The following is a 24,392-nucleotide window of genomic DNA, read 5'->3' as shown; positions in this document are numbered from 1 at the left end:
CAGGCAGAGGTTACACTATTGATTCTGACCCAGCCCCGGCAGGTCGCGCTGCTCCTGATGAAGGCAATAGCGCCAGGTGTACAGAACTGGATCGTAAGAAAGTGGTATTACAATTGTTCTCGTTACAAAACGAGGGTATTACCTGTTTGAAGGACTGAATTTATATAATAGCACTCCGTGTACAGGGATGTTTAAGGTCAACTTGCTCTGCGTGGCTCCAAGGGTGGCAACATCCTTCTGTCTCCAGAGGTCGCGCACAGTCTGTCGACCGGAAATACCGAGTTTCTCAAAATCCCGGAACGACCGCTCTACTTTCTCCAGACCAAAATTGCAGAACCCCACCGCCCGGCTGCCATCTTCCAGTTCTTTTACATATACCCGAAGCTCCCCGTCTGTATACACGCACGTAGCCTGCTTACCAAGCGGATCCTGATTAACGGCAATCACTTCATCGTTCGTCAGGAGGTTCAGTGTAAAATCGTCAAGTTTTTCCATATCACATCCGATCAGAAGAGGAGAGGAAAAAAGGCTCCACAAACTGATGTGCAGGTACTGTTCGTCCGGCTTCAGTCGGCTTGGATGAGGATTTCCCCAACCCACTGTACCTACCACCAGCATATCAGGATCATTCCAGTTTCCCGGCTTTGCCCAGGCTGCAGCTTTGTCCTGTTCAAGGGCGATGCTCTTTACACTTGCCCAGGTATCGGTAATGTCATTAGTGGTGCGCCAGGAAGTCCCTCCGACCGAACCGCCCCACTTCCAAACATCCGACATCCCATACTGGCATAAGCTATAAATGATATCGCGCGGTTGTTCCCTGAGATAATCTCCCATTATCTTAAAAGGCTTCACAGCAGTCGGCAAATCGCCGCCGCCCTGATAGGATAGTGAACCAACTTTATAGGGGTCGTTATCTGCCATTCCGTCAATAACCCCGCCATAGCTGCACCAGTCGTATTTCAGATAATCAAATCCCCATTTGCCATAACTTTCCGCATCCTGCTTTTCATACCCATAACTGCCAGCACAACCACCGCAAGTCCAGGGACCGGGACTCGAATAGAGGCCTATCTTTAAGCCGAGGCCATGAACATAATCGGCGAGCAGCTTCATATTACCGAACCTGGAGTTCGCAACGATCCTGCCCGAGTCGTCACGGAGTTTCCCCCTTATGGTCTGATCTTCAGAATCCCGGTGATTTTGCCAAAAATCATCAATATTGATATACGTCCAGCCATGATTGACGAGTCCACTTTTGATCAGCGCATCAGCGGCCCTCTTAACTTTGTCGGCCGACACCTCACCGGCAAAGCAATTCCAGCTGTTCCAGCCCATCGGCGGTGTGAGGCCTATGCGATCACCACAAACGATACGAAATTTCTTTGATGCTGTACCCCTGGCATTCTTTGCACCAAGGGTCACATTAAACGTCCCTGCATTAGATACGCGGCCAGTGATAATGCCGGTTCGGGGATCAATTTTCAATCCTTTTGGCAATCCCAAAGCAGAAAAAGTCATCGGCCTCTCCCCGGTTGCCGCTATACGAAACAAAAAAGGAGAACCAGGCCGCACCCCAAATACTGAAGCCCCATTTATTCTGGGGGTTGCAGGAGGAGCCGGCGTAAGTATATAGGGCGTGCTTGAGACCGGGTTGATGGTAACGAAAGCGTTTGCCCCTAATGCCTCAAATTTTGCATCCGCCCAATCGGCATGATCGTAGTAGTTGCCGTTCCCTCCATCGGCCACAACAAGTTCAAGTTTCTTAACGCCAGACAGGGCAACAGAACAGGACCGGGCTGAATCCCCAAGCCGCATAATTCCGCTGGACCATAACTTTTTGCCATCGCCGAAAATCTGGAACTCAGCCGCCGGCTCATGACCAGCCACTTCATCATCGATACCGACCATGGCAGAAAAAGAAGATGCTTTTCCATCCAGCAAAATAAGGAGGGAACTTACCGAATGAGTTCCAAAACCACGTTTAAAGGTCTTGCCTGCTATAGTGATGGGCTTGCCGTCAACCGACTTGTTCTTACCCGGCATGCCGAATCCTTGCGTTGCAGCACTAAGGTCAAGTTCATCAAGCCAAACGGTCTGAGCCTCGAGCGGTGCTGTCCATATAAAACTGATTAGAAAAAAAGGGCTGTAAAGGCAGTGGTTTTTAAATTACGTGTGGATATCATCCGGATAACAGGTTATGTAAGAAAATTGGTTCTCGTTCCTCTCTGCGCGCCTGACGGTCCGGACCTTATGTCCGTCCGCTCAAAGTCCAGGGCGGCAATGGTCAAAACTAGGATGAATAGAGAGTGACATATAGCAACAATGTCTAAAAAACGAGCTATAATGTCTAAAATATGAACTAATCAGAAGAAGTCTGGTTGGCATAGGTTTTAAAAATCATGCAGTGACGCCGAAATCGGGAATCTCCACCTATAACGCAAAAAAACCGCCCCTATTTACTAGAGGCGGTTTTTCATTTTCAGTGACCCCGCTGAGGATCGAACTCAGGACCCACAGATTAAGAGTCTGTTGCTCTACCAGCTGAGCTACGGAGTCATCCGTTTTGGTGGTGCAAAGAAAAGAAATGTTTCTCTTTTTCACAACCAAAATTTAATTTTTATTTCATCTATGCCATAGAATATAATTCGTCCCTTTGCTGTCTCACCACTTCGCTGCTGATGTATTCATCGTAAGTCATTAATTTATCGATAATTCCGCCAGGAGTAAGCTCAATAATGCGGTTGGCAACGGTATTCGTTAATTCGTGGTCACGAGACGTAAATAATATCGTTCCTCTGAAATCGTTCATGCCATTATTGAGTGCCGTGATCGATTCAAGGTCAAGGTGGTTCGTCGGCTCATCAAACAAGAGCACGTTGGCCTGCTGCAGCATCATCTTGGAGAACATGCAGCGCATCTTCTCTCCTCCCGACAATACCGAACATTTCTTCAGTACTTCTTCTCCTGAGAACAGCATCTTGCCCAGAAAACCCCGGATAAACTGCTCGTCCTTCTCTCCTTCCGAATACTCACGCAGCCAGTCGATCAGGTTGAGGTCCTTTCCCTCAAAATACTCGCTGTTATCAGCCGGAATATCGGCGGGGTTGATGGTCACACCCCATTTAAAACTACCCGAGAAATCGCTGTCCCTTCCCATCAGGATGTCGTAGAAGGCAGTAGTAGCCAAACTGTTCTGAGAGAGGACCGCAATCTTGTCGCCTTTATTCACCATCAGGTCAATACCCGAAAAGAACAGCTCACCGCCCGACTCCTTCCTCAGGTTCTCGATCTGCAGGATCTGATCTCCGGCTTCACGTCCCTGGTTATTGAAGAGAATGGCCGGGTACTTCCGGTTTGATGGCTTGATTTCGTCCAGATTGATCTTCTCAAGGGCCTTCTTACGGCTGGTTGCCTGCTTAGACTTCGAAGCATTAGCGCTAAAGCGACGGATAAATTCCTGCAGTTCCTTCACCTTATCCTCCATCTTCTTGTTCTGATCTGCACGCTGACGCAAGGCCAGCTGACTTGATTCATACCAGAATGAATAGTTTCCGGTGAAGATAGTCATCTTGCCAAAGTCGATATCGACGATGTGCGTACAAACCGTGTCCAGGAAGTGACGGTCGTGCGATACCACCAGTACGATGTTCTGATAGTCGGCCAGAAAGTTTTCCAGCCAGGCAATTGTATCAATATCAAGGTCGTTGGTAGGCTCATCGAGCAGCAGGATGTCGGGGTTGCCAAACAACGCCTGCGCCAACAGCACGCGAACCTTCTGGTTTCCGTCCAGCTCCTTCAGCAGCTTGTAATGAAGCTCCTCCTTAATGCCAAGGTTGCTCAAAAGTGTCGCAGCGTTGTTTTCTGCGTTCCATCCGTCCATCTCGGCAAAGATGTTCTCCAGCTCCCCTGCCCGTTCGCCGTCCTTATCCGTAAAATCTTCTTTGGCGTAAAGAGCGTCCTTCTCCTTCATCACACTATACAGCTCCTTGAAGCCCATCAGCACGGTTTCAATCACTGAAAACTCGTCAAACTCATAGTGATTCTGTTTGAGGACCGCCATTCGTTCACCGGGAGTAAAAGCTACCGAACCGGTAGTGGGATCTACCTCACCCGAAAGGATCTTCATGAAAGTTGACTTCCCTGCTCCGTTTGCTCCTATAATACCATAGCAGTTGCCATGTGTAAACTTCAGATTAACTTCTTCAAACAGTGTGCGTTTGCCGTAACGTAAAGATAGATTGGATACCGTAATCATGCCTTTGAAAATGAGGTGCAAAGGTAGACATAATCCCCTGCATATGCTAAAGTGCAAAAAAGATTTATTTTAGCAGAACCAAAGATGACACAACAGCAACTTATTGAAGCATTGAAGCAAACGCTTACAAAAACTAAAGTGAATAAGCTGACGGCCCTGAGCCTGACCGATGCCTATTCAATAGAAGATCTGCTTGCGACTTGCTTCCATGAGGAAACCGAGATAGCTTTCCGTGCTGCCTGGATACTGGAACAGGTTCAGCAAGTAAGTCCAGAGCGTTTCCTCCCGATCCTTCTTCACTTTACGGATGCCTATCCCCGTCAGCAAAATCACAGCTGCCAGCGCCATTTCACCAAGATCCTGATGGACCTGCTGAAGAAGCGGGCCTTCCCACCCGGTTTTGACTATACTCCCCTCATCGAGGCCACCTTTGAATGGCTGGCACATCCAGAGGTTCCAGTTGCGGTAAAAGCAAACTGCATGAGCGTTCTCTTCTCCCTGCGCCGGCAGGACGACTGGATCGAAGAAGAGCTTCGGGCACAGATTGAGTTCCTGATGAGAGACGGACTGCCAAGCATACAGAGCCGCGGAAAAAAGATTTTATCAATGCTGGCATCTAACTAAATACAATGATTAATATTGCATAGATATTTGAAGCCATTACGATGGAATTGACCCTTACTACTCCTGCCCTTCTTTTTCCTGCCATTTCGCTGTTACTGCTGGCCTATACCAACCGTTTTCTTGCCCTGGCCAGCCTGATCCGCAATCTGAAGAACCAGTATGCTGAAAATAAAACACCCAGCTTGCTGGGGCAAATCACCAATATCCGAAAGCGAATTATCCAAGTCCGGAACATGCAGGCCTGCGGCATCATGGGATTCCTGATCTGTGTTCTCTCCATGTGGCTCCTTTATAACAACCAGCAGCGCATCGCCGAATACGCCTTTGGCCTGAGCCTGATGCTCCTCATGCTGTCGCTGCTCATTTCATTCCGCGAGACACAGATCTCTGTAAAGGCCCTTGAGATCGAGTTGAGTGATCTGGAAGAGCTGATCATGGAAGACAAAAAAGAAAGGAAAGGATGAGTTTCTCTGTCAGCACTCCGATTATTTTATTCCCGGCAATCTCGCTCATCCTGCTGGCTTACACCGAGAAATTCGTACAGCTGGGCCGACTCCTCCGCACCTTGAAAAAGCAGTATGAAGACCATAACGCGCCTCATATTATCGAACAGATCCAGAACCTGCGCACCCGCATCTATCTCATCCGCAATATGCAGGCAAGCGGCACCTGCGCCTTTTTCCTGTGCATTGCCACCATCTTTCTGATGTTCCAGGGCCAGGAAGAAATAGCCTGGTATACCTTCTGGTTCAGCATGATCTTTCTGATGCTGGCATTGTACCTTTCTTTCCGGGAAATCAACCTTTCTTCTAACGCGCTCAGGCTTGCCATCAGCGATGTCAAAGACGAAATTACAGGAGAGAACGCCGGTGGCACAAAGAGCTGAGCAGGGAGAAACGGAGACTCAGGCAATTGTTTCGCCGGTCGAAGTCAATGGAAGCCGGTGCATTCCATACATTCAATCGCCGAAGGGATAGATACAGTTTCAAGTAGCCTATGGAGGCCGGTGCATTTCATACCGCGCTGTACTTTCGTAGGGCGTAGCTGGGACATAGCCTGTCTTCGGAGAATATGGACCACAAACGATCTGCTATTTTCCCTCTGGAGCTGCGGATAAAAGAAGAACGGTCATACGACACACGGGTATCAATTCAGCTATGCACCAACTGAACTAAACTCGCTTCTCAGCTGATACGAGTTAGAGAACACGCTCTAATTGTATGATGCTTGCTGGTGTATGGCTCCCCCTGTCCGCGAAGTGACGCTGAAGTGAGTCCGTGGTAAGTCCGTGTTTATACAGAAAAAGTCGGACTCAACACGGGGTCGTGTCGGAGTCTTGACGGGCTCAGGGGAAGCCAGGGACAACTCAAGGGGGACGGAAGGTCACCCCTTTACACAACGAGTTAGGAACCAGTACAGGCACTGGTCAGGCTGAAACAGGCTTTGAATGTTATTAAATTAAAAAAATAAAGACTTATCCAGCCCTTTTAAAGGCCATGACGGCATTGAGAATGCAGGTCACGATCTCGCTCTGGCCGCTGTCTGAGCGCATATAGGTTTCCTCAGCTGGACTGCTCAGATAGCCGATCTCCGTTAGTACGGCCGGCATAGCCGCGCGAGCCAGTACGGCAAGGCTCTTTTCATGTACTCCCTTATCAACGCGTCCCACTTTGCGGTACTCCTTCTGCATTAAACTGGCAAGCTTGATGCTCTTGGTGCGGTAGGCGTTTTTCATCAGGGATAAAAGGATTATACTTTCGGGATCTTTAGGATCGTAGCCGTTATAATTCTTCTTATAATTTTTCTCGAACAGGATTGAAGCGTTCTCGCGGATAGCCACATCCTGCTCGTCGAGCCTGCCGTATCCTGAAACATAGGTCTCAACCCCTCTCACGGAAGCACGCCCGGCTTTGTTATAGGGAAGTGAGTTGCAGTGAATAGAAATAAAGAGATTGGCTTTTACGTCGTTGGCCTTTTCAATACGTTCGTAAAGAGGAATGAAGACATCAGTACTGCGTGTGAGCACGACCCTGATCCCCTTTGCCTTAAGAGCACTGCTAAGCTTCAATGCCACATCCAGGGCGATATCTTTTTCTCTGGTTCTAGAGCTTCTGGTTCCCCCGTCTTTTCCGCCGTGCCCGGCATCAATCACCACTGTAAATGCTCCCGCTCCTGCGGCACTTTCTGTAACTTCTCCCGCGAGGAGAACAAAAGGCATCAACAATATAAGTACTGAGAAAAAACGCTTTATCATCAATATCTGTGCTTACGGCAAATAGTTAAAAGTTCCAGTTTCGGCACACAACTGTTTCCCCGATCAATCCCCCTACAGTTATGTGAACTGTTCTTTTTATACGCCATTATCCCTTTAAAGTTTTCTCTTTTATTTAACCGTGTATCTAAAAACGGCACGCATCAGGTTGCCATCTTTATCAAATCCCTCTACAACAGCTTTGTATGGACCTCTTCCGTCGGCATTAAAAAATTCAAGTCCTGCTTTGCCTGTCGCGTCCATTTCTACAAAAGGATTCCAATAGATCGTGCTGCGAAGGTCATTCGTTACGGGGCCACTTCTCACCACGGCATACTTGGGTGAATAGAACTGCTTGCTTTTCTGATAGCCCATCGGTGTGAAGTTGATCAGATTGCTTTGTGGAAGAAGCTCCTGCAGGTCCGACAGCTTGACCGGCGTGCCTTTTGGTGTTTTTTTTGTGTTCACCACGAGTACCCCGTTGGTGTTATAGAGGCGATTCACGGTTCCCAGTTCGTCGCGGAGAAAGATCTCCACAGACTCCACCTCGGCTGAATTCACGGTGTTCAGATTATTGGCATCTACCGGCATGCCGTTGAGGAAGACCTGCACCGGAACACGGCTCCCTGAATTGTAGTCGCGACTGATGTAAAAGTTCTCATCGGCGTACATCATGCCCAGCATTCCGCCTTTCAGACAGTCGAGCAGGATCGGACACCCTTTGAACCGGTCGCCGCTGATCAGCTGATCAGGCACTGAACTTAAGCCGCTCAATGCGGGGTAGTCCTTGTGACTGGCCTTAGGTGCAGCTTTCGCCTTGATAGTCACCTCCTGAAGCACTACTGCCGTGCGGTATACCTTCTTGCTGTTCTGCAGATAGGGATTGAGGGCGCTATCGATGTTGGCCACTTCGTCGGGGGCATTCACATTGGCAGTGACTCCCGGCAAGACGTCTCCATCCACCATGATCATCATATTCCTGGAGTTGACATTGCCTCTTGCGCTGAGGAGCGCTTTGGATGAATCCGGGAATACCAGGTTGGTAAACTTAAACCGCCCCTCCGCGTCCGTTATTGCACTTGCCGAATAGTTCTTATCAGGAACGATGAACTGAACAGTGCCTTTGTTCACCGGCATGCCATTTTTCATCCGGAGGGTACCTGAAATTTCGATTCCCTGCTCGGGCAGATAGGTCACAGGCGGAATCTTCTCATCCAAAATATCGCGGTAAGAATAAGCGCGGTAGCCCTGGGTGAGCATCAGCAGGTCCAGATCAGCAATCTTCTTATTATCAGACTGCTGAAAATAATAGTTCGGTTTCTCAATATATCCCTTCAGATCGGAGCTGAGCAAAAGGCTGCTCATGATGCTCGTTTCAGCGTCTTCGTTGTAGGGAACCTTGCTTTCATCCACCACGGCTACAGAAAAAGAGCCCTCGGCAGGCTGCCCCGCATATTTTGCCGTGATGCCCATTCTCACCTTCTGGCGGGTAGCGTAGGACGGCTTGTCTGTGGTGACTGAAAGTGTGGGCACGTTGCCATGGCGGATAAAGACCAGCCGTTCTGACACGGGAGACCCTGTGGAGGTAAAGAGCGTTATCTGGACGATGCCAGTAGGAAACTTGTCCTTGGGGATACTGGCCGAGTGGGATTCGTTTTGAAGCCGGGTCTGAGCAGCGTAGCAGGTTACCCCGCCACTACGGGCAATCAGGTAAAACAACTCATCCTGATGTCTCTCCAGGTAAGCAGGCGTAGCAGCGATGCGCACCACAAGATTATCAGGCGATGAGTTATTGACGGCCAGTCCCACGCCGGATGTCCTTGGTTTGGGAAGATCTGCAGTAGTTTTTTCGCCGTTAGCAAAAGTAACCTGCGCTTTATAGGTTTTGTCGGCTTCGGGAAGGAAGTTGACCAGCCCCATGCCGAGATGCTGTGAAGCAAAGTCGGCTACAGTCTTTCCGGTATTGTCAACAATCGTCCCTTTGGCCTCTATGCCCATCCCGTCAGCACGAATAGCCTTGAAAGCCACGACCGATGGAACGCCGGAGATCAGCCTCCCTCCCTCGGGGAAGAACTGGATGTCAGGCTTGTCAAAAGCAGAACGAAGCGGCAAGGTGGTGGTAATGTTCTTCTGATCGGTAACGGCGATGTCCGCTTCAAGTTCCGGAGATTTATCAGGAACGCCCGTCAGGGTTGCACTCACCGCCAGATACCCATCGCCATCAGTATTCCCCCGGCCTTTGGCCAGGTTGGTAAAGTTGGACAGGATCCGCCAGTTGACCCGCCGGTTCACGTAGGGCTTCCCATCCTGGTCCTTAAACTGCACCCTGGCCGTGATGTGCGGACCTTTGTCGGTATTCTCGCCCTTCATGGTGATATGTGTGCTCAGCTGCTTATTCTGGGTGTTGCCAATGCTGATGGTCTTGTTAAAGAAATAGGCGTCAGCGAAGTTGAGCATCCACCGGGTGTAAGCCCTGAAATGGTAGTTGCCCTGTTTGTAGTTCATCGGAACGAGTACAAGATGTCCTGCCGCCACGCTGTTCTTCATGGGGAGACGAATGGTCTCGATCAGGGAGTCGCGACTGTTTGCCACATCTACATACACCACCTTGCTCAACTGAGAAGGCATGTTCAGATTGCTGGTTACGTAAGCCTTGAACCAGATGGTATCGCCTACGGCATAGTAAGGCTTATCAAAATGGACGTGCACTTTCTCAAGGGGCCGCCCTTCAGTCAGCTTCTGCGCCTTCTCAACAATAGAATTTATACTGATCGTATCGGGTTGCGAAAAAGCAAATTGAGTGGATAAGACAGTAAAAGCAACAAACGCAAATAAATATTTAAAGATCCTCATCTAATGGTACTCGTCATCTAAACAACGGTAAATATATTGATTTACATGCCCGGAGCCGAAGGCGGCAACAAGACTTTTACACTTTTTAACATTCGCGGCACCTTACAGGAGCAGAGTGTCAATACGATAGGCAGCCACCATGTTAGAAGAAGACGACCACGAGAAAACAGTAAAGTGGCCATCCTGGGAAGCTACCAGGGCTACGGCGTTCCTTTGGTCGTACACAAACTGCGCAGCTGACAGATGACGGGTGCCGCCAATATGTCCGGGATGCACCACCACCGTAGAGCTTCCCTGTATAGGTTCAACAAAAGAAATGCGGTCAACCGGGTCACTGCCTTTTTTACGTCCGATCTTGGCGCCGAATGCCAGCAGCTCGTGCTGCTCGTTCACCACCGTCGCTCCGTCTACAGCTGTGAGTCCGGCTATATGTGCCACTTCTCTCCCCAGCGAACCCTGCCAGCGGGAAGCGCCTTCAGATCCATCATGTGCAGTAAGCGAGGTGATGCCTCCAAACGCGGGGGCAATGGCATACTGAACAGGGTGAATGATGGAGTGGCGCCACTCGTGCGAGCCGGTGGGAACCACCAGCAAAGCTCCTCCTCTCCCATGGCTCCGCATAGAAACCGCCAACTGGATCAGAACGTTAACAGGGTCGTTCCAGTCGCCGGCACTGTTCAGATCGAGAAGCACCTTTAACATGGGCGGACAGTCGGGAAGCAGCGCACCATGGTTATCGATGATCTTCACCTGATCCCCCTTCAGCACGGCCACGTTCGTGAACTTGCCAAAGCCGCACATGCGCCGGTGCTTAATGACGAGAAGCCCCGGTTCAGACACATCGAGCACAAAGCACAAGTTGGGGATCGTGAGCGTGGTACCCCATATATAGAGTTCGCCATCCTCATCCCAGACGCCTAGGTGGATACCCGCGCGTTCAACTCCGGGCGCCAGCTTGGTAAGGACATCAGCGTTGAGCGGCAACCGCTGCTCAAACAAGAGCGGCCCGCCGGCCTGCGCTGGAGTGAGGTAGGCAAGAGAGATCTTGGGCGGATTTCCTTCTTCTTTCCGCAGGCTCGCCCAGAAGGCGGCATCGACCAGGGCTTCAATCACCCACAAAGGCGGAGGGGTGGCTGTAGAAGCTCCCGCTTCCTGGCAAGCCTTCATATTCTGACCCAGAAAGTGGCTCTCTATCGCTGCGGCAACTGATCCTGCTGGCTTGTATGTAGACTGATAGCTCATGGTATATGTCTAAAAAAATGAATTCCTGAAGGCAACCAATACTTTCAGGAATATATCCCGGTCGAGGTCGAACCCCTCGGGCTTGTCGGGGCGCTGCGGGACGCCCTTCTTATAATGAACAGGAAACAGATTTACAAAATCAGGCATGGCAATCTGCTCTTCCAGCCAGGGGAACTCCTGGTATATCTCCGCCAGCTTCATCTCAAACTGCCTTTCTTTGATAAAATCGTGCGACATGTTACAAAGATAAGGAATCAGAGAAGAAGCCAGCGACAGGAAAAAGGTCTTACTTGCCCAGAGCCGTCTCCAGCAGCTCCGTGTAGAAGTCGCTGATCGTCTTTCCGGCCGCCCGTACCTGCTGAGGAATCAGCGAGCCCTCGGTTTGCCCGGGGACGGTGTTGACCTCTATAAAGTAAAAGTTGCCGGTATTGTGTTCAAGAAAATAATCAATGCGCACTACGCCGCGGCAGTTCAGTTTCTTATAAGCATTCACGACGATAGTATGCACCCTGGCCAGCTCCTCTTCCGTCATCCTTGCCGGAGTGATCTCCTGCGTCATGCCAGCAGTGTACTTTGCTTCAAAGTCGAAAAACTCTTTGGAGCTGATGATCTCTGTAGCCGGAAGCACCTGGATGCCTTCCCGGCCTTTATATACGCCGATGGTAAACTCGCGGCCGCTCACAAACTGTTCCACCAGTACCTGGTTGTCTTCTTTAAAGGCCTTCTCCAGCGCCTCAGGAAGTTCCTCCGCTGTTTTCACCTTGCTCATAGCCACACTGCTACCCCCGTTATTAGGTTTCACAAATACAGGCAGCTGAAGCTTCGCCAGGATTTCATCAGGTGCGTCCTCCCTGTTTTCAAAAAGCTGCACAGAAGGTGCCAGATGAAGATCAGGAATGCCATTCACGACGGCCTTGGTATAACCCTTGTTCATGGTAATGGCAGAAGTGAGAGCATCGCAGCTGGTATACGGAATACCGAGCATATCGAAATAGCCCTGCAATTTGCCATCCTCGCCCGGAGAACCATGAAGTCCGATGAAAACGCCGTCAAACCTCACCGCTTTATCCTTCAGCTGGAGGGAAAAGTCGTTCCGGTCAACCACGTGCTTCACTGCGTTGTTGTCTACGTAGTACCAGCTTTCGCGGGTGATAATGATCTTATAAACATCAAACCTTTCAGGGTCTATATTCCTTTCGATCACTTCAGCGCTTTGAAGCGAAATGACCGACTCACCGGTGAAGCCACCGGTAACAAGGGCAATGGTCTTCTTCATGATGGCAAATATAGTATTAGCAGTCGGCTTTTGGCGATTGGCAATTAGCTTTCACTTTTGAAGCCCGACCTTACACATTAGCGCTGCCACTGCCGATTGCGGAAAAAGCTCTTCTTAAATCGTTAATTTTGGAGTAAGTTTGCGGCATAAATAGCATGCATCTGTGCCGCAAATTAACGGTACATCGCGGCGGCATTGAAGGCCAATAGCCAACCGCCAACCGCTAACGGCTTTTACAACATGAACAAATTTTTAGAATATCTTAAAACAGATACTTTCCGGAAGAACCTGCTGATTGCCATTGCATCTATTGCGGTTTTTTTGCTCATCATCTTCTTCAGCCTCCGGTTCTATACCCGGCACGGAGAGGGAGTACCGGTTCCAAAGTTAAAAGGGCTGCCTGTTGAGCAGGCCATCGAGCTGCTGGAAGAGCAGGGACTGAGGTACCAGATCGACTCTGTTTATCAGATGGATAAGCCGCCCGGCGTGGTTGTGGAACAAGACCCGGACCCGAACACCAATGTTAAGATGAACCGGACCATCTATCTTACCATCATCACCCGGAACGCGCCTAATGTTGGATTTCCTGACATCTTCGAGATGTCGTACCTCGAAGCAAGGGCTGTGCTAAGCAACTACGGCATCAAGATCGGCGATACTACCTATACGTCCGACATTGTGCGTGATCGGGTGCTGCAGGTAACCTATAAGGGGCGCCGGATCAGTAAAGGCGATGACATTCCGAAGGGTTCGGTGATCTCACTCCTGCTCGGCGACGGCAAGGGTGCAAGTGAGGTGGACCTGCCAAACGTGGTGGGCTTCACGCTTCCGGAAGCCATCTTCTCGCTGAAAGGATCTTCCCTGGAAGCAGGATCAGTCATGTATGAAGGCAATGTGACCGACAGCACCACAGCCCGTGTAATCAAGCAATATCCTACGGTGAGTGACTCGTTATCAAAAGTTCCGATCGGGACACACGTTGACCTGATCCTTTCTAACGACCCTCCGCCGCCGTCTAAATAATAATCCTGTCGGGTCAATAATAAAACTACCTGGCCCGACAGATGTTCTCCCTTTTATCTGCACCTTGTGAACAGCTGCCTTTTATCATAGCATAGAGGGGCCGGTGCTCAAACAGGAGCATGAAGAAGGGTTCAATGTTCTTTGCAATCTTATAAAACTTAGCGAAGCGATCTCCTCGAGAGATTAAATGAAAAGTCTATCCGCTTCATCAATTTAGCAAAGCGATCACGTTGAGAGCTCAAATGAACAGTTCATCAGTCTCAATAGCTTAGAGAAGCGGTCACGTTGAGAGCTTTAAGACACAATCAGTGAACCTCAGCGACCTGGCCAGGCGATGGCATTGATAGCTAAAAAAGAACAGTTCATCAGCCTGAATAGCTTAGAGAAGCGGTCACATTGGAAGCTTTAATAAACAATTAATGAATCTTACTAGTTTAGTGAAGCGATCTCGCTGAGGCTTGAAAAGCAGTTTATAAATTTCAATACTAGAAACCAACGTTCACAAAAACGTATATTAACTTTTAAAAAAGAATGACTGACAGTAAATCTGGAAAACTTTCTCAAAAGGCAAAGATTTTCATTGCTCTGGGTGTTGTGATCGTCATCATACTTGGCATTACGGCATTTACCTACTACCTGCGTTACTTTGGCCCGAGCGTAACCGACAACGAAGAATATCTTTACATTCATACAGGTGCCGACTTTGAAGATGTGTACAAGACCATCCGGGAGAAGGAGATCGTGAAAGATTCAGTGGTCTTTCATTGGGTCGCTCTGAACATGAACTACCCCAAGGTTGTAAAACCGGGAAAATACCGGCTCACGCCAGGCATGGGAAACCGCAGGTTCATCAATATGCTGAAGGCCGGCAACCAGGAACCGGTTAAGCTTTCTTTCCGTGGCTACCGCCTGAAAGAAGATTTCGCAGGATATGTATCCAAGCAGCTTGAGCCGGATTCTGTTTCTTTGGTGCGCCTCCTCGACTCGACTTCCTTCATCAGCAAATTCGGCTTTAACCGCGATAACGTATATGCCATGTTCATCCCCAATTCCTACGAAATGTACTGGAACGTTTCGGCCGACAAGTTTTTTAAGCGGATGTATGATGAATACCAGAAGTTCTGGAACGACAAGCGCAAGGCGAAAGCAAAGGAAATAGGCCTCAGTCCTATACAGGTTAGCAACCTGGCGGCGATTGTTGATGCTGAAGCGCTGCACGACGATGAAATGCCCACCATTGCCGGCCTGTACCTGAACCGCTATAAAAAAGGAATTAAACTACAGGCAGACCCAACGGTGATCTATGCAAACAAAGACTTCACCATCCGCCGGGTATTAAACCGGCATCTCATCAAAGATTCGCCATATAACACCTATATCCATACAGGCCTTCCTCCCGGACCGATTATGATGCCCAGCATAAATGCTATTGATGCGGTGCTCAATTACCAGAAGCACAATTACATCTACATGTGTGCCAAGGAGGATTTTTCAGGCTATCATAATTTTGCTGTCACCCAGGCTGAGCATATGGTAAATGCCAGACGGTTCCAGCAGGCTCTCAATGAACGAAATATTAAAAAGTAATGTTTACGCACGAAACCAAAATAAGAGTACGTTATGGGGAGACGGATCAGATGGGATATATGTACTACGGTAATTATGCAGAGTTTTATGAAGTGGGACGGGTAGAAATGCTGCGCAGTCTGGGCATGACCTACCGTTCAATGGAAGAGGCGGGCGTGATGATGCCGGTACTGGAAATGCGCTGCAAGTACATGAAGCCAGCGCGCTACGATGAAGAAATTACGGTAAAAGTGATACTGGAGAAGATGCCGGGAGTGAAAATCCGCTTTGTGTACCAGCTGACCAACGAAGAGAATGAGCTGATCCACGAGGGAGAAACAACGCTCGCTTTTGTTGACATGAAGAGGAACCGTCCTTGTATGCCTCCCGAAGATTTTCAGGAACGACTTCGTCCCTTTTTCGCCTAACTGAACGACTATGCCCGGAATAAACTCTGTACTTCTCAAGGTCAAACTGTATAAGCGGTTCATCGACTGGACAAAGAAGGCTGTCATTCCGGGTTTCAGTCCTCTGCCCCTCTACACAGTAGGTTCCTTTTTCTTTCAGGAGATTGCCAAGGACTCTTTGGTAACCCGAGCCTCCTCACTGGCTTACAGCTTCATGCTGGCCATCTTTCCGGGCATCATTTTCCTGTTCACGCTCATCCCCTATATTCCTATTGAGGGCTTTCAGGATAAGCTGATGTCGCTTATCGCCATGATATTGCCTTCCAATGCGTTCGAGGCCGTTCAGTCGACTCTTGAAGATATCATCAAGAAGCAAAACGGGGGGCTGCTCTCCTTCGGGTTCTTTGCTGCGCTCTTCTTCTCCACCAACGGAGTGAACAACCTGATGCAGGCCTTTAACAAAGCCTCACTGCAGCCAGAGACGCGAGGATGGCTGAAGCAGCGCTTCGTTGCCTTATGGCTGACAGTTGTAACCGTCTTTGCCCTGATATTCGGACTTTCGGTAATCACAGTGGGCGAGTTCATCATCTCCAAGCTGCAATCAGAAATCGGCTTCCGCGACTGGTTCTGGCTTTATGTAGTAGCGCTGGTAAGGTGGTTTATCCTGGCGGTGGTCTATTTTACCACCATCTCGCTGCTTTACCGTTACGGCCCCTCCTACCAGAAGAAATGGAAGTTATTCAGTCCCGGCTCCTGGCTTGCAACCATTCTCGCTATCCTCACATCCTGGGGCTTCACCTTCTACATCAACCACTTCGGCAACTACAACAAGGTCTACGGATCGATCGGAACCCTGATCGTGATCATGATCTGGCTGTTCCTGAACTCGCTGATCATCCTGATCGGCTTTGAATTGAATGCAAGCATTGACCTTTCTAAACGCAGTGTGAAGATCGTGCGGCCGAGGTTCAATACCTTTCGGAACGAAGAGGTGACCGAAACCCACACCAAGAATATAAAAAAGTAAATAAGAGTCGCCGCGTCTGTGCTCACATCTCCAGCTCTACAGAAGGACATAGGCTAAAAGGCCCCTGCCGCGGCTACACCACATCTGTGGTGAACTCTATGGCAAAATGGAGCCACAGGCTAAAAAGCTCTTACTGCGGATACATTGTTCGCATGCAGATGACGCAGATACAAGCTTGCACAGGCCCTCGCGTCTGATAAGGCGTTATGGTGCGACAAGGAGATGTTGTATTGAGAACAGAGCTCGTTCAGTTTGCGCTTATACAGCTGATAGGTGCAGTGCCGGTTGTATTCAGGAACCTGAAGCCCATAGAACTCGAGGGTTTGCTTAAGGCAGCTGCAGTCAAACGCCGCATTGTGAGCGACGACGTTCTGCCCTTCAATAAAAGGACTAATCCTGTCCCATACGAGGTTAAACGTGGGCGCATGCCTGGTCTTATCGGCAGAAATGCCATGAACCTGGGTATTCATATAGTGGTACTCATTGCCCGGAGGCTTTACCAGGATGTCGAGTTCATGCAGCACCTGTCCCTTTTCGACTCTGATCAGGCCGATTTGACAAATGCTCCAGCGCTTTCCCTGCGCAGTTTCAAAGTCTATTGCTGTAAACGTATCGGGCATCGTCCAAAGATCGGTTCTGTTAAAGACTGAAATTCTTCATGGAGGTAACCTGATCAGGCTTTTTCATGGCATAATGAGCAGCGTGCTGCGCAATATTTGCTTTAACCTTTCCAACATTTTCCGGAACGTAACTATTGCCTATCACGCTTTTGCCCGTCAGCGCCTCAAACCAGGTACACGCAGCCGTGTACCGTCCGTAATTCAGCTCGAGATGGTAGCCGTCGCGATTGAAGTGATCTCCGATGGCGCTGGTTCTGGCATTCTGGATGGCCGTGCCGGAAGGAACCATAAATTTTAACGACTTCACGTTCTTCATCACCTTTCTGGTAGCGGTCACAATGGACTTAAACATTTCATTCTGGTCCTTATTGTACCTGGAGAAATCGGCGTGTGTCGAGTTGCCTGCATAAGCCCACGTGCGGTGCAAAATATATTTAACCTTCGGATTGGAGGCCCGCTCCTTTACGTACTGCATCACCTGCGTGAGGTAAGGGAAATAGCTGTCGTAAATGCCCGACTTCCCGCTCACCTGCTGAAAGCTAATATAATCCCAGGGCTCATCCTTAATAGCGCTTTCCATGGTTTGCTTCTCCAGTACCGTCTTTGTACCTCCTGCTATCTTGCGGTAGGAATAGGCCGGCGCATTTGTAGCAGCGTTTTTACTGTGTGTTTCGAGAGAACATCCGCCAATATAAAGGTTTCCGATCACGAGGCTGTCGCCGGCAGCTCTTCCAAGTTCATACAGATAGTTCTCTATGCCATCCTCAGAAAAGCTGTTTCCAATAGCCAGGATCTTGATAACATTCTTTGCATCAACTCCGAGGCTAAGTAAACACAGGAGCAGAACGGGAAAAATACGGGAGGTTATGCGTTTCATCATTTTAGTACTTGTTTAGTGCGACTCACTTAGGTGAGGTCGGCCGGCAATTTACTAATGAATTTTAAATATTGAGAACAGATCGCTATCTTCATCGTCAAAACGTGACCCCTACCACGTTTCCTGAGCCTTAGCCCATTATAGTCTGTTGGCACACAGTTCATATGAAGAAAGAGAAGTTGTTCCATATATTCACCTTTTTGGTGTTCATGCTTCAGATCGCTATCTGGCTGTTTTCATTTGAGGATCAGTCACTTGAACTGCGATACCTGAGAGCAACCTGTTTACTGGCCGCCTGTGTAGGACTCGGGGTTATTCTTTATGTAGCAAAGAACACCAGGTATTAGGAGCACTTTGTTGACAGACACCTACGCTTATTGTAACTTGCCTTCAAAACCAAATCACAATGGAAACCCTAATACCCACGCCCTCTCCCTGGCACGACAAGTAGTCTGATACTATTGTAATTGATGAGAAAAAGTCGGAAATTCGATAGTGTTTTAACCCCGCTCCTTATTTTAAATTAACCACATGAGACCGGCAATTTCCATATTCGCAATAATCATATTCAGTACGATTATTACGTCCTGCAGCAAGGACGAAGAAAAGCTGTCATTTCCGCTCCACACACGATTTATCTCGCTGGAAAATCAGGAGGCTATCCGGGTGTTCACCAAAAGCGGAGAGATCACTGATCCAGCAGTGGTGAAACGATTTACTTCTGGTTCGGAGTATTTCGGTACCTCCTACTCGCCTCTCGATAAAAGCGGAATCATTACTTTTCAGACAGACAGTACCGCCCTGCTGGGAGCGTCCTCGCAGTTCTATAGGGCATCAAAGACGGATGGACGCATTACCTTAAGCTCCGACTTCGCTATAACGGATGCATCGAGCAATTACCCAATCGGAGGCTTCCTTGATCTTTACCGATTATGGAAGAACGCAGAGCCTGTTGAAAAGACGCCTCTTGGACTCGGACAAACGCTCTACAAAGGCAAGTATCTCATCGTGCTGTACGGCGACTACAGCTCCTTCAAACTTCCTGCCCTAAGCTTCAAGATCAAGCGAACCATGTCGACATCTACGGTTCCTCCGGCGGTAAATATACAGAACGGAGTCGCCTTTAATGAATTTAATGCGGAGTACCTGAATACACTCCGGGAGAATGATACCGTTGCCGTGCAGCAAAGCTGGCTACGTTTCAAGAAGTAGTACTGGAACTGTTCTGATGCGGACAGTTGTACTGTCCGGTGCCGGACACTGAATGCCGGAAAAAGAACATAAAACACTAAAAAACAGACTATTCTCAGGATGGCACAGCTTTCGTGTTTTGAGAACCAACTCCAATACAGACAGCAATGATCCAAAACTTCCTGAAAATAGCCTGGCGTAACCTTCTAAAGAATAAGACCTTTTCCCTGATCAATATCTCGGGACTTGCTATCGGCATGGCAAGCGCGGCCCTGATTTTCCTTTGGATCCAGAATCAGCTGACCTTCGACCGCTTCCATGAAAAGATTGACCGGATCTACGTGGCGAACAATCGCGACAATTTTAGCGGAGAGAAATGGGCATGGAACACGACACCCAAGATACTGGCCCCCACTTTAAAGCGGGAGTTCCCGGAAGTTGAAGATTATGCAAGGATTACTGACGCCACCTTCTTCCTTTCGCACGGAGAGAAACAGATCCAGGCCGAGGGGCGGTTTACAGACCCTGGCTTTTTCAAGATCTTCAGCTTTCCCTTATTGAAAGGAGACGCCAATAAAGCGCTGAGCGGCCCTGATAAAATTGTGCTCACCGAGAAGCTTGCGAAGAAGCTATTTGGGGATGCTGATCCTATGGGAAAGATCGTAAGGATCGACAGCAGCGACAATATGACGGTGAGCGGAGTACTGAAAGACTTCCCGAATAACACGACTTTCTCCGGCGAGTACCTGCTGCCCTGGCATTACATGAAGAAAATCCAATGGGATGATGAATGGTGGGGCAACAACTCGATTAAAAGTATTCTGCTGCTGAAAGCAGGAACCAGGCAGGAACTGTTCGATAAAAAGATACGGGATATTACGATTCGCCATTCTGCGGCAGGCGGGTCGCCGGCTACTACAGAGGTATTTACTCAGAAGTTCGGCGATGCCTGGCTGTATTCCAGACCGGTGAACGGAGAGTACGTGGGAGGTCGCATTGAGGGCGTGAGACTTTTTATTGTGATCGCTTGCTTTATCCTCCTGATCGCCTGCATCAACTTCATGAACCTGAGCACAGCCAGGAGCGAGAAACGGGCACGGGAAGTAGGAATACGCAAAGTTTCGGGAGCTGCACGCGGCAATCTGATTGTCCAGTTCATCAGCGAAAGCATTCTCCTTTCTTTTATCGCGGGGCTGATCGCGCTTCTTCTTGTGCAGATCAACCTTGGCTGGTTTAACCAGCTGGTAGGCAGAGAGCTGTTTATCGATTTTTCTAATATGTGGTCCTGGCTTACGGGAATCGCATTTATTGCATTGACCGGTTTGCTGGCCGGGAGCTATCCGGCCTTCTTTCTGTCGTCTTTCCGGCCAGTGCGTGTACTGAAGGGCGCATTCCGGACCGGCAGTTCAAAACTGAGTGCCCGAAAAGTACTCGTAGTACTGCAGTTCACTTTTGCTATTACCCTGATCATCTGCACCATAATAGTGAAACATCAGATTAATTATGGCCTGCAGCGCGACTCGGGCTACTCCAGAGAGCAGCTTGTGTATTCGCTTTTTCAGGGAGACATAGCGAAAAACTATGAGCTGATTAAGCGGGAACTGCTAAGCAGCGGAGTTGCTGTTTCTGTAACGAAGACGATGAGCCCGATTACGCAGCGCTATAGCGATGGTTGGGGCTATGAGTGGGCAGGTGCCACTGAGGCAGATAAGAAAATCGACTTTATCCGTTTATCATCCGATGCAGACTTTGTGAAAACAATGGGAGTTAAACTGATTAGCGGTCGGGACATTGATATTTTTAATTATGCGACTGACTCGAGCGCCGTGCTGCTGAACGAAGCATCGGTAAAAGCCATGCGGTTAAAAGATCCTGTAGGGCAGAAAATCACTGGCGAGAACGGAGAATGGACCGTGGTAGGGATCATTAAAGACTTTGTCTTTGAATCTCCCTACGGAAAAGTGAATCCCCTGATGGTGCTCGGACCCAAATCCTGGTTTAACGTGATCCACTACAAATTGAATCCAGCCCGTAGCACAGCAGACAACCTGAAAGCCGCGGAGCAAATCTTCAAAAAATACAATCCGGAATATCCGTACCAGTACCACTTTGCTGATGAATCATACGCCGAGAAATTTAAAGAAGAACAACGTTCTGCCACCCTTGCCACCTTGTTTGCCGGGCTGACGATCTTTATTTCCTGCCTCGGTCTGTTCGGACTGGCAACCTACATGGCGGAAAACCGGGTGAAAGAGATTGGCATCCGGAAGGTACTGGGTGCAAGTGTTTATAGCATCACTTCCCTCCTTTCAGCAGACTTTCTAAAGCTGGTGATCATCTCATTCCTCATTGCCACTCCTATTGCCTGGTATGCTATGGATCACTGGTTGAGTAGCTATGACTATCGCATCAGTATTGAATGGTGGGTGTTCGTTCTGGCCTGCCTGCTCACGATGGTCATTGCAGTGGCTACGGTCAGTTTTCAGTCGATCAAGGCAGCACTGGGGAATCCGGTAAAGAGTCTTCGAACAGAATGATAACGGCACCTTATGCTGGATCATGCCCCGGATAACTCCGGGCCATGATCCAGCATATTCAGAACATTCGCTCGCCTTATTAGCCCCGGTTGAGAGGGCATCGCTCATCAAAGCTTCTCAGGCATAGCACTGCTTGCTCATCAAAGACTCTGAGCGTGATTAATCCCGGGAAATTGGAAAGTTGATCATCCAGCAAACGCCGAATTTATCGACAAAAGAGCCGAAATAGTCGCCCCAAAACATTTCTGCCATAGGCATCTCAATTTGGCCGCCCTCAGAAAGCCCGTTGAATATTCTGTCCGCCTCTTCACGGCTGTCAGGAGTAATCGAAATGTAGTTATTATTACCCTTTGTCAAAACCTGACCTGAATTGGAGGAGCAGTCCGACGCCATCAGGAACTGACCATCCCCAATGGGAATAGCGACATGCATGACTCGTCCCTTTTCGCTTTCCGACAGATTCTCAGAGCCAGGAGCGTCAGCCATTCGCTGTAAGAACAATTCACCTGCAAACACAGTATTGTAAAAACGGAAGGCCTCCTCTGCGTTTCCGTCAAAATTCAAATAAGGATTCAATTTCATTTGTAAGTTGTTTTATTCGTTTCGAAATCAGTTAGTTCATTTATTTCCTGCCACTAAGATAGTCCGTTAAGGAGAGAACCAAAGGGCACAATACGGCTTTTATAAGGGCGGATTGCGGCATGCAGAGAGTATAGTCGTCGCAAAAGAGCAAGTTTCGGGTTTTAAAGACGGCAAAAGCTCCGCATGTTTGTGTCTTACCAGCATCTGCCTTAAACAAAAGGGCTACGGCCATTTACCAGGGCAGGTGCAAACACGACGATACACATTCTCAAAAATTGAAAAAATGGACAACCTCCTGCCCTACGACGGAACAGTTAATTATTATGGAAGGATTATCGCTTCCTCTGAGGCCGACCGCTTTCTGAATATATTACTCGACAGCATCGAATGGAAAAATGATGAAGCAGTCATCTTTGGAAAACGGATTATTACTAAACGAAAGGTTGCCTGGTATGGCGATTGTGACTTTGAATACACGTATTCCAATGTTACCAAGCGGGCATTGCCGTGGACCGACGAGCTGCTCGCCTTAAAAAACCTTGCAGAGCAGGTGCTGGGAGAGCAGTTCAATTCGTGTCTGCTTAATCTTTATCACGACGGCAGTGAAGGCATGGCCTGGCATAGTGATGATGAAAAGGACCTGGTAAAAGACGGAGCAATCGGTTCACTGAGCTTTGGTGCAGAGAGGAAATTCAGCTTTAAACACAAGCAGTCAAAAGAAGTTGTTTCTTTACGATTAGAGCACGGCAGCCTGCTGGTGATGAAAGGCTGCACCCAGAGTAGCTGGCTTCATCGTCTCCCTCCGACGAAAGTTGTGAGCCAGGCTCGCGTAAATCTGACGTTCAGAAGGATGAATAAATGACGACAGCGACTTCAAAAAGGAGAAAGAAAAGTGTGAATTGTAGCATTTTATTTTGGCAATGAGCGCGTTACCACAATTTAATATAAAAGTTTGCAGATTTGACCTGAGTTTGTACTTTTGCCCCCGGAGAGATGGCAGAGTGGTCGATTGCGGCGGTCTTGAAAACCGTTGACTGTCAAAGGTCCGGGGGTTCGAATCCCTCTCTCTCCGCTGAAAGGCATCCAGTAAGCTGGTTGCCTTTTTTGATTTTTGGAGAGAGGGATTTGAACAGAAGCGTTGGCCAGGGTTCGAACTTTCTCATTGCGCCCAGGAGTATGGGCGCTGTGGGACGCAATAAATCACTCTCTTTCCGCAACCAAAGGGTAAGAATTGTATCAGGCTCATGATGGCGTAATGAAGTAAATCTAATCCCACAGCATAAATCCTTCATAAGCAAAGTACCCCAGCGCAACATAAAAACTGTACTTGGCTATTTTTTTCATGATTTTATAGCTTTTGAATACTATAGTATTGTACACTGATTTATCGAATCCGCTTTTTTCTGAATTTTTCATTTCACTATTAAATTAAACGTTTATTTTTTTATTATTTCAGGAGAGTACCTTTTTTTATAGTCAGAATAGGCATAAGTAGTCGTGTATTGCAGGCTGTGTTCAGAACGAGAAAACCGCAGTAACTCTTGTGTTAGTAGCAAATAGGTATCGCTTTGGATTGTATTTTTCAACAGGGCGTGCGAATGTACTACAGTGTCACCGTAAAGCTTAACGAAGTCCCCTACAGCATACTCGGTAAAGATTCCGTAATGGGCTATCATCTTTAGCGATATATCAAACTTCCTATGGGTGAGGCTTTCAATTAAATCCAGCTTTTCCCTAAACTTCTCCAACATAACCTCATATTGATTTATTATACCTTCAACTGCGGGATTCTCGCAAAATTTATAAAATAGGATTGCATCCCCTTCCACCTCAGATATTTTGAGTCCCAGCGTATTACTCTGTATGATTGTTGTAAGCAACTCACGTATAATATACCTGCCTGCCTCTATACATATGCTTGATACGAACTTAGTAAAGCCACTCACATCTGGAATCAGAATGAGGCCCTGCCCTATCCTGACCTTGTTGGTTTCCATTTCATATTTCCGCAACATTTCCTCTGATACATTATTGATATTCATACTATTGTTTTTGCATCAT

The 24,392-nt window shown here is 48.4% G+C and carries 22 protein-coding genes and 2 tRNA genes; 12 read left to right on the top strand and 12 right to left on the bottom strand.

From position 1 onward, the window contains the following. Positions 1 to 138: 138 nt before the first annotated feature. The 3 genes from ACES2C_RS13710 to ACES2C_RS13700 form a co-directional block, all read right to left on the bottom strand. Positions 139 to 2,121, bottom strand: a complete 1,983-nt coding sequence (locus ACES2C_RS13710; protein WP_374166954.1) for an NPCBM/NEW2 domain-containing protein — start codon at positions 2,119 to 2,121, stop codon at positions 139 to 141. A 362-nt stretch (positions 2,122 to 2,483) separates the two neighbouring features. Continuing rightward, a tRNA-Lys gene (locus ACES2C_RS13705) sits at positions 2,484 to 2,556 on the bottom strand. Positions 2,557 to 2,626: 70 nt separating this feature from the next. Beyond that, a complete protein-coding gene (locus ACES2C_RS13700; RefSeq protein ID WP_374163653.1) occupies positions 2,627 to 4,255 on the bottom strand; it encodes an ABC-F family ATP-binding cassette domain-containing protein in 1,629 nt (542 codons plus the stop codon). A gap of 84 nt (positions 4,256 to 4,339) precedes the next feature. Here ACES2C_RS13700 and ACES2C_RS13695 point away from each other — a divergent pair, with 84 nt between their 5' ends. Genes ACES2C_RS13695 through ACES2C_RS13685 form a run of 3 tightly spaced genes read left to right on the top strand, consistent with a single transcriptional unit; the run spans position 4,340 to position 5,765 of the window. Beyond that, positions 4,340 to 4,879, top strand: a complete 540-nt coding sequence (locus ACES2C_RS13695; protein ID WP_374163652.1) for a hypothetical protein — start codon at positions 4,340 to 4,342, stop codon at positions 4,877 to 4,879. Positions 4,880 to 4,920: 41 nt separating this feature from the next. Beyond that, entirely contained in the window at positions 4,921 to 5,343 is a 423-nt protein-coding gene (locus tag ACES2C_RS13690) for a DUF2721 domain-containing protein (protein ID WP_374163651.1), read from the top strand. Then, on the top strand, positions 5,340 to 5,765 hold the full coding sequence (locus ACES2C_RS13685; RefSeq protein ID WP_374163650.1) for a DUF2721 domain-containing protein: 426 nt from the start codon (positions 5,340 to 5,342) through the stop codon (positions 5,763 to 5,765). Before ACES2C_RS13690 ends, ACES2C_RS13685 begins: the two co-directional genes overlap by 4 nt. Before the next feature lie 588 nt (positions 5,766 to 6,353). Here the strand turns inward: ACES2C_RS13685 and ACES2C_RS13680 are convergent. From ACES2C_RS13680 to ACES2C_RS13660, 5 genes are all read right to left on the bottom strand, one after another. Next, positions 6,354 to 7,133 (bottom strand): N-acetylmuramoyl-L-alanine amidase, encoded by a 780-nt coding sequence (locus ACES2C_RS13680; protein ID WP_374163649.1) that lies wholly within the window; start codon positions 7,131 to 7,133, stop codon positions 6,354 to 6,356. A gap of 129 nt (positions 7,134 to 7,262) precedes the next feature. Then, positions 7,263 to 9,983 carry a carboxypeptidase regulatory-like domain-containing protein gene (locus tag ACES2C_RS13675; RefSeq protein ID WP_374163648.1) on the bottom strand — a complete coding sequence of 907 codons (2,721 nt, stop codon included), beginning with the start codon at positions 9,981 to 9,983 and terminating at the stop codon, positions 7,263 to 7,265. A 102-nt stretch (positions 9,984 to 10,085) separates the two neighbouring features. Further along, positions 10,086 to 11,225, bottom strand: coding sequence for a putative sensor domain DACNV-containing protein (locus ACES2C_RS13670; protein ID WP_374163647.1), 1,140 nt, complete (start codon positions 11,223 to 11,225; stop codon positions 10,086 to 10,088). Positions 11,226 to 11,234: 9 nt separating this feature from the next. Next, positions 11,235 to 11,462, bottom strand: a complete 228-nt coding sequence (locus ACES2C_RS13665) for a hypothetical protein (RefSeq protein ID WP_374163646.1) — start codon at positions 11,460 to 11,462, stop codon at positions 11,235 to 11,237. Between the two features lie 49 nt (positions 11,463 to 11,511). Beyond that, a complete protein-coding gene (locus ACES2C_RS13660) occupies positions 11,512 to 12,501 on the bottom strand; it encodes a D-alanine--D-alanine ligase (protein WP_374163645.1) in 990 nt (329 codons plus the stop codon). A 240-nt stretch (positions 12,502 to 12,741) separates the two neighbouring features. Here ACES2C_RS13660 and ACES2C_RS13655 point away from each other — a divergent pair, with 240 nt between their 5' ends. From ACES2C_RS13655 to ACES2C_RS13640, 4 genes are all read left to right on the top strand, one after another. Then, the gene (locus ACES2C_RS13655; protein ID WP_374163644.1) at positions 12,742 to 13,524 is read left to right on the top strand and encodes a PASTA domain-containing protein; all 783 of its coding nucleotides are present in this window, start codon (positions 12,742 to 12,744) and stop codon (positions 13,522 to 13,524) included. Between the two features lie 531 nt (positions 13,525 to 14,055). Beyond that, positions 14,056 to 15,111, top strand: a complete 1,056-nt coding sequence (mltG, locus tag ACES2C_RS13650; RefSeq protein ID WP_374163643.1) for an endolytic transglycosylase MltG — start codon at positions 14,056 to 14,058, stop codon at positions 15,109 to 15,111. Beyond that, on the top strand, positions 15,111 to 15,518 hold the full coding sequence (locus ACES2C_RS13645) for an acyl-CoA thioesterase (RefSeq protein ID WP_374163642.1): 408 nt from the start codon (positions 15,111 to 15,113) through the stop codon (positions 15,516 to 15,518). Before mltG ends, ACES2C_RS13645 begins: the two co-directional genes overlap by 1 nt. A 10-nt stretch (positions 15,519 to 15,528) precedes the next feature. Further along, on the top strand, positions 15,529 to 16,524 hold the full coding sequence (locus ACES2C_RS13640) for a YihY/virulence factor BrkB family protein (protein WP_374163641.1): 996 nt from the start codon (positions 15,529 to 15,531) through the stop codon (positions 16,522 to 16,524). A gap of 119 nt (positions 16,525 to 16,643) precedes the next feature. On the opposite strand, the gene ACES2C_RS13635 is transcribed toward ACES2C_RS13640, so the two are convergent. Beyond that, positions 16,644 to 17,144: a 3'-5' exonuclease gene (locus tag ACES2C_RS13635; protein ID WP_374163640.1), complete on the bottom strand. Its 501-nt coding sequence runs from the start codon at positions 17,142 to 17,144 to the stop codon at positions 16,644 to 16,646. A gap of 19 nt (positions 17,145 to 17,163) precedes the next feature. After that, positions 17,164 to 18,024, bottom strand: coding sequence for a DUF4886 domain-containing protein (locus tag ACES2C_RS13630; RefSeq protein WP_374163639.1), 861 nt, complete (start codon positions 18,022 to 18,024; stop codon positions 17,164 to 17,166). 161 nt (positions 18,025 to 18,185) lie between these two features. Between ACES2C_RS13630 and ACES2C_RS13625 the strand changes: the two genes are divergently transcribed. The 3 genes from ACES2C_RS13625 (at position 18,186) to ACES2C_RS13615 (ending at position 21,749) form a co-directional block, all read left to right on the top strand. Beyond that, the gene (locus tag ACES2C_RS13625; protein ID WP_374163638.1) at positions 18,186 to 18,368 is read left to right on the top strand and encodes a hypothetical protein; all 183 of its coding nucleotides are present in this window, start codon (positions 18,186 to 18,188) and stop codon (positions 18,366 to 18,368) included. 184 nt (positions 18,369 to 18,552) lie between these two features. Next, positions 18,553 to 19,233, top strand: a complete 681-nt coding sequence (locus ACES2C_RS13620; protein WP_374163637.1) for a hypothetical protein — start codon at positions 18,553 to 18,555, stop codon at positions 19,231 to 19,233. 146 nt (positions 19,234 to 19,379) lie between these two features. Further along, positions 19,380 to 21,749: an ABC transporter permease gene (locus tag ACES2C_RS13615; RefSeq protein ID WP_374163636.1), complete on the top strand. Its 2,370-nt coding sequence runs from the start codon at positions 19,380 to 19,382 to the stop codon at positions 21,747 to 21,749. A 159-nt stretch (positions 21,750 to 21,908) separates the two neighbouring features. Here the strand turns inward: ACES2C_RS13615 and ACES2C_RS13610 are convergent, their stop codons facing one another. Further along, positions 21,909 to 22,331: a VOC family protein gene (locus tag ACES2C_RS13610; RefSeq protein ID WP_374163635.1), complete on the bottom strand. Its 423-nt coding sequence runs from the start codon at positions 22,329 to 22,331 to the stop codon at positions 21,909 to 21,911. A gap of 283 nt (positions 22,332 to 22,614) precedes the next feature. Here ACES2C_RS13610 and ACES2C_RS13605 point away from each other — a divergent pair, with 283 nt between their 5' ends. Next, positions 22,615 to 23,193, top strand: a complete 579-nt coding sequence (locus ACES2C_RS13605) for an alpha-ketoglutarate-dependent dioxygenase AlkB (RefSeq protein ID WP_374163634.1) — start codon at positions 22,615 to 22,617, stop codon at positions 23,191 to 23,193. 125 nt (positions 23,194 to 23,318) lie between these two features. Next, a tRNA-Ser gene (locus ACES2C_RS13600) sits at positions 23,319 to 23,403 on the top strand. Positions 23,404 to 23,767: 364 nt separating this feature from the next. Here ACES2C_RS13600 and ACES2C_RS13595 read toward each other — a convergent pair. Beyond that, a complete protein-coding gene (locus ACES2C_RS13595) occupies positions 23,768 to 24,373 on the bottom strand; it encodes a DUF2652 domain-containing protein (protein ID WP_374163633.1) in 606 nt (201 codons plus the stop codon). Between the last annotated feature and the right edge of the window lie 19 nt (positions 24,374 to 24,392).

The sequence above is a fragment of the Arcticibacter sp. MXS-1 genome (assembly GCF_041902385.1).
In the GTDB taxonomy this organism is placed as follows: Bacteria; Bacteroidota; Bacteroidia; order Sphingobacteriales; family Sphingobacteriaceae; genus Arcticibacter.
The sequence above is the reverse complement of the archived record's forward strand: the minus strand, read 5'-3'. Positions and strand labels throughout refer to the sequence as shown.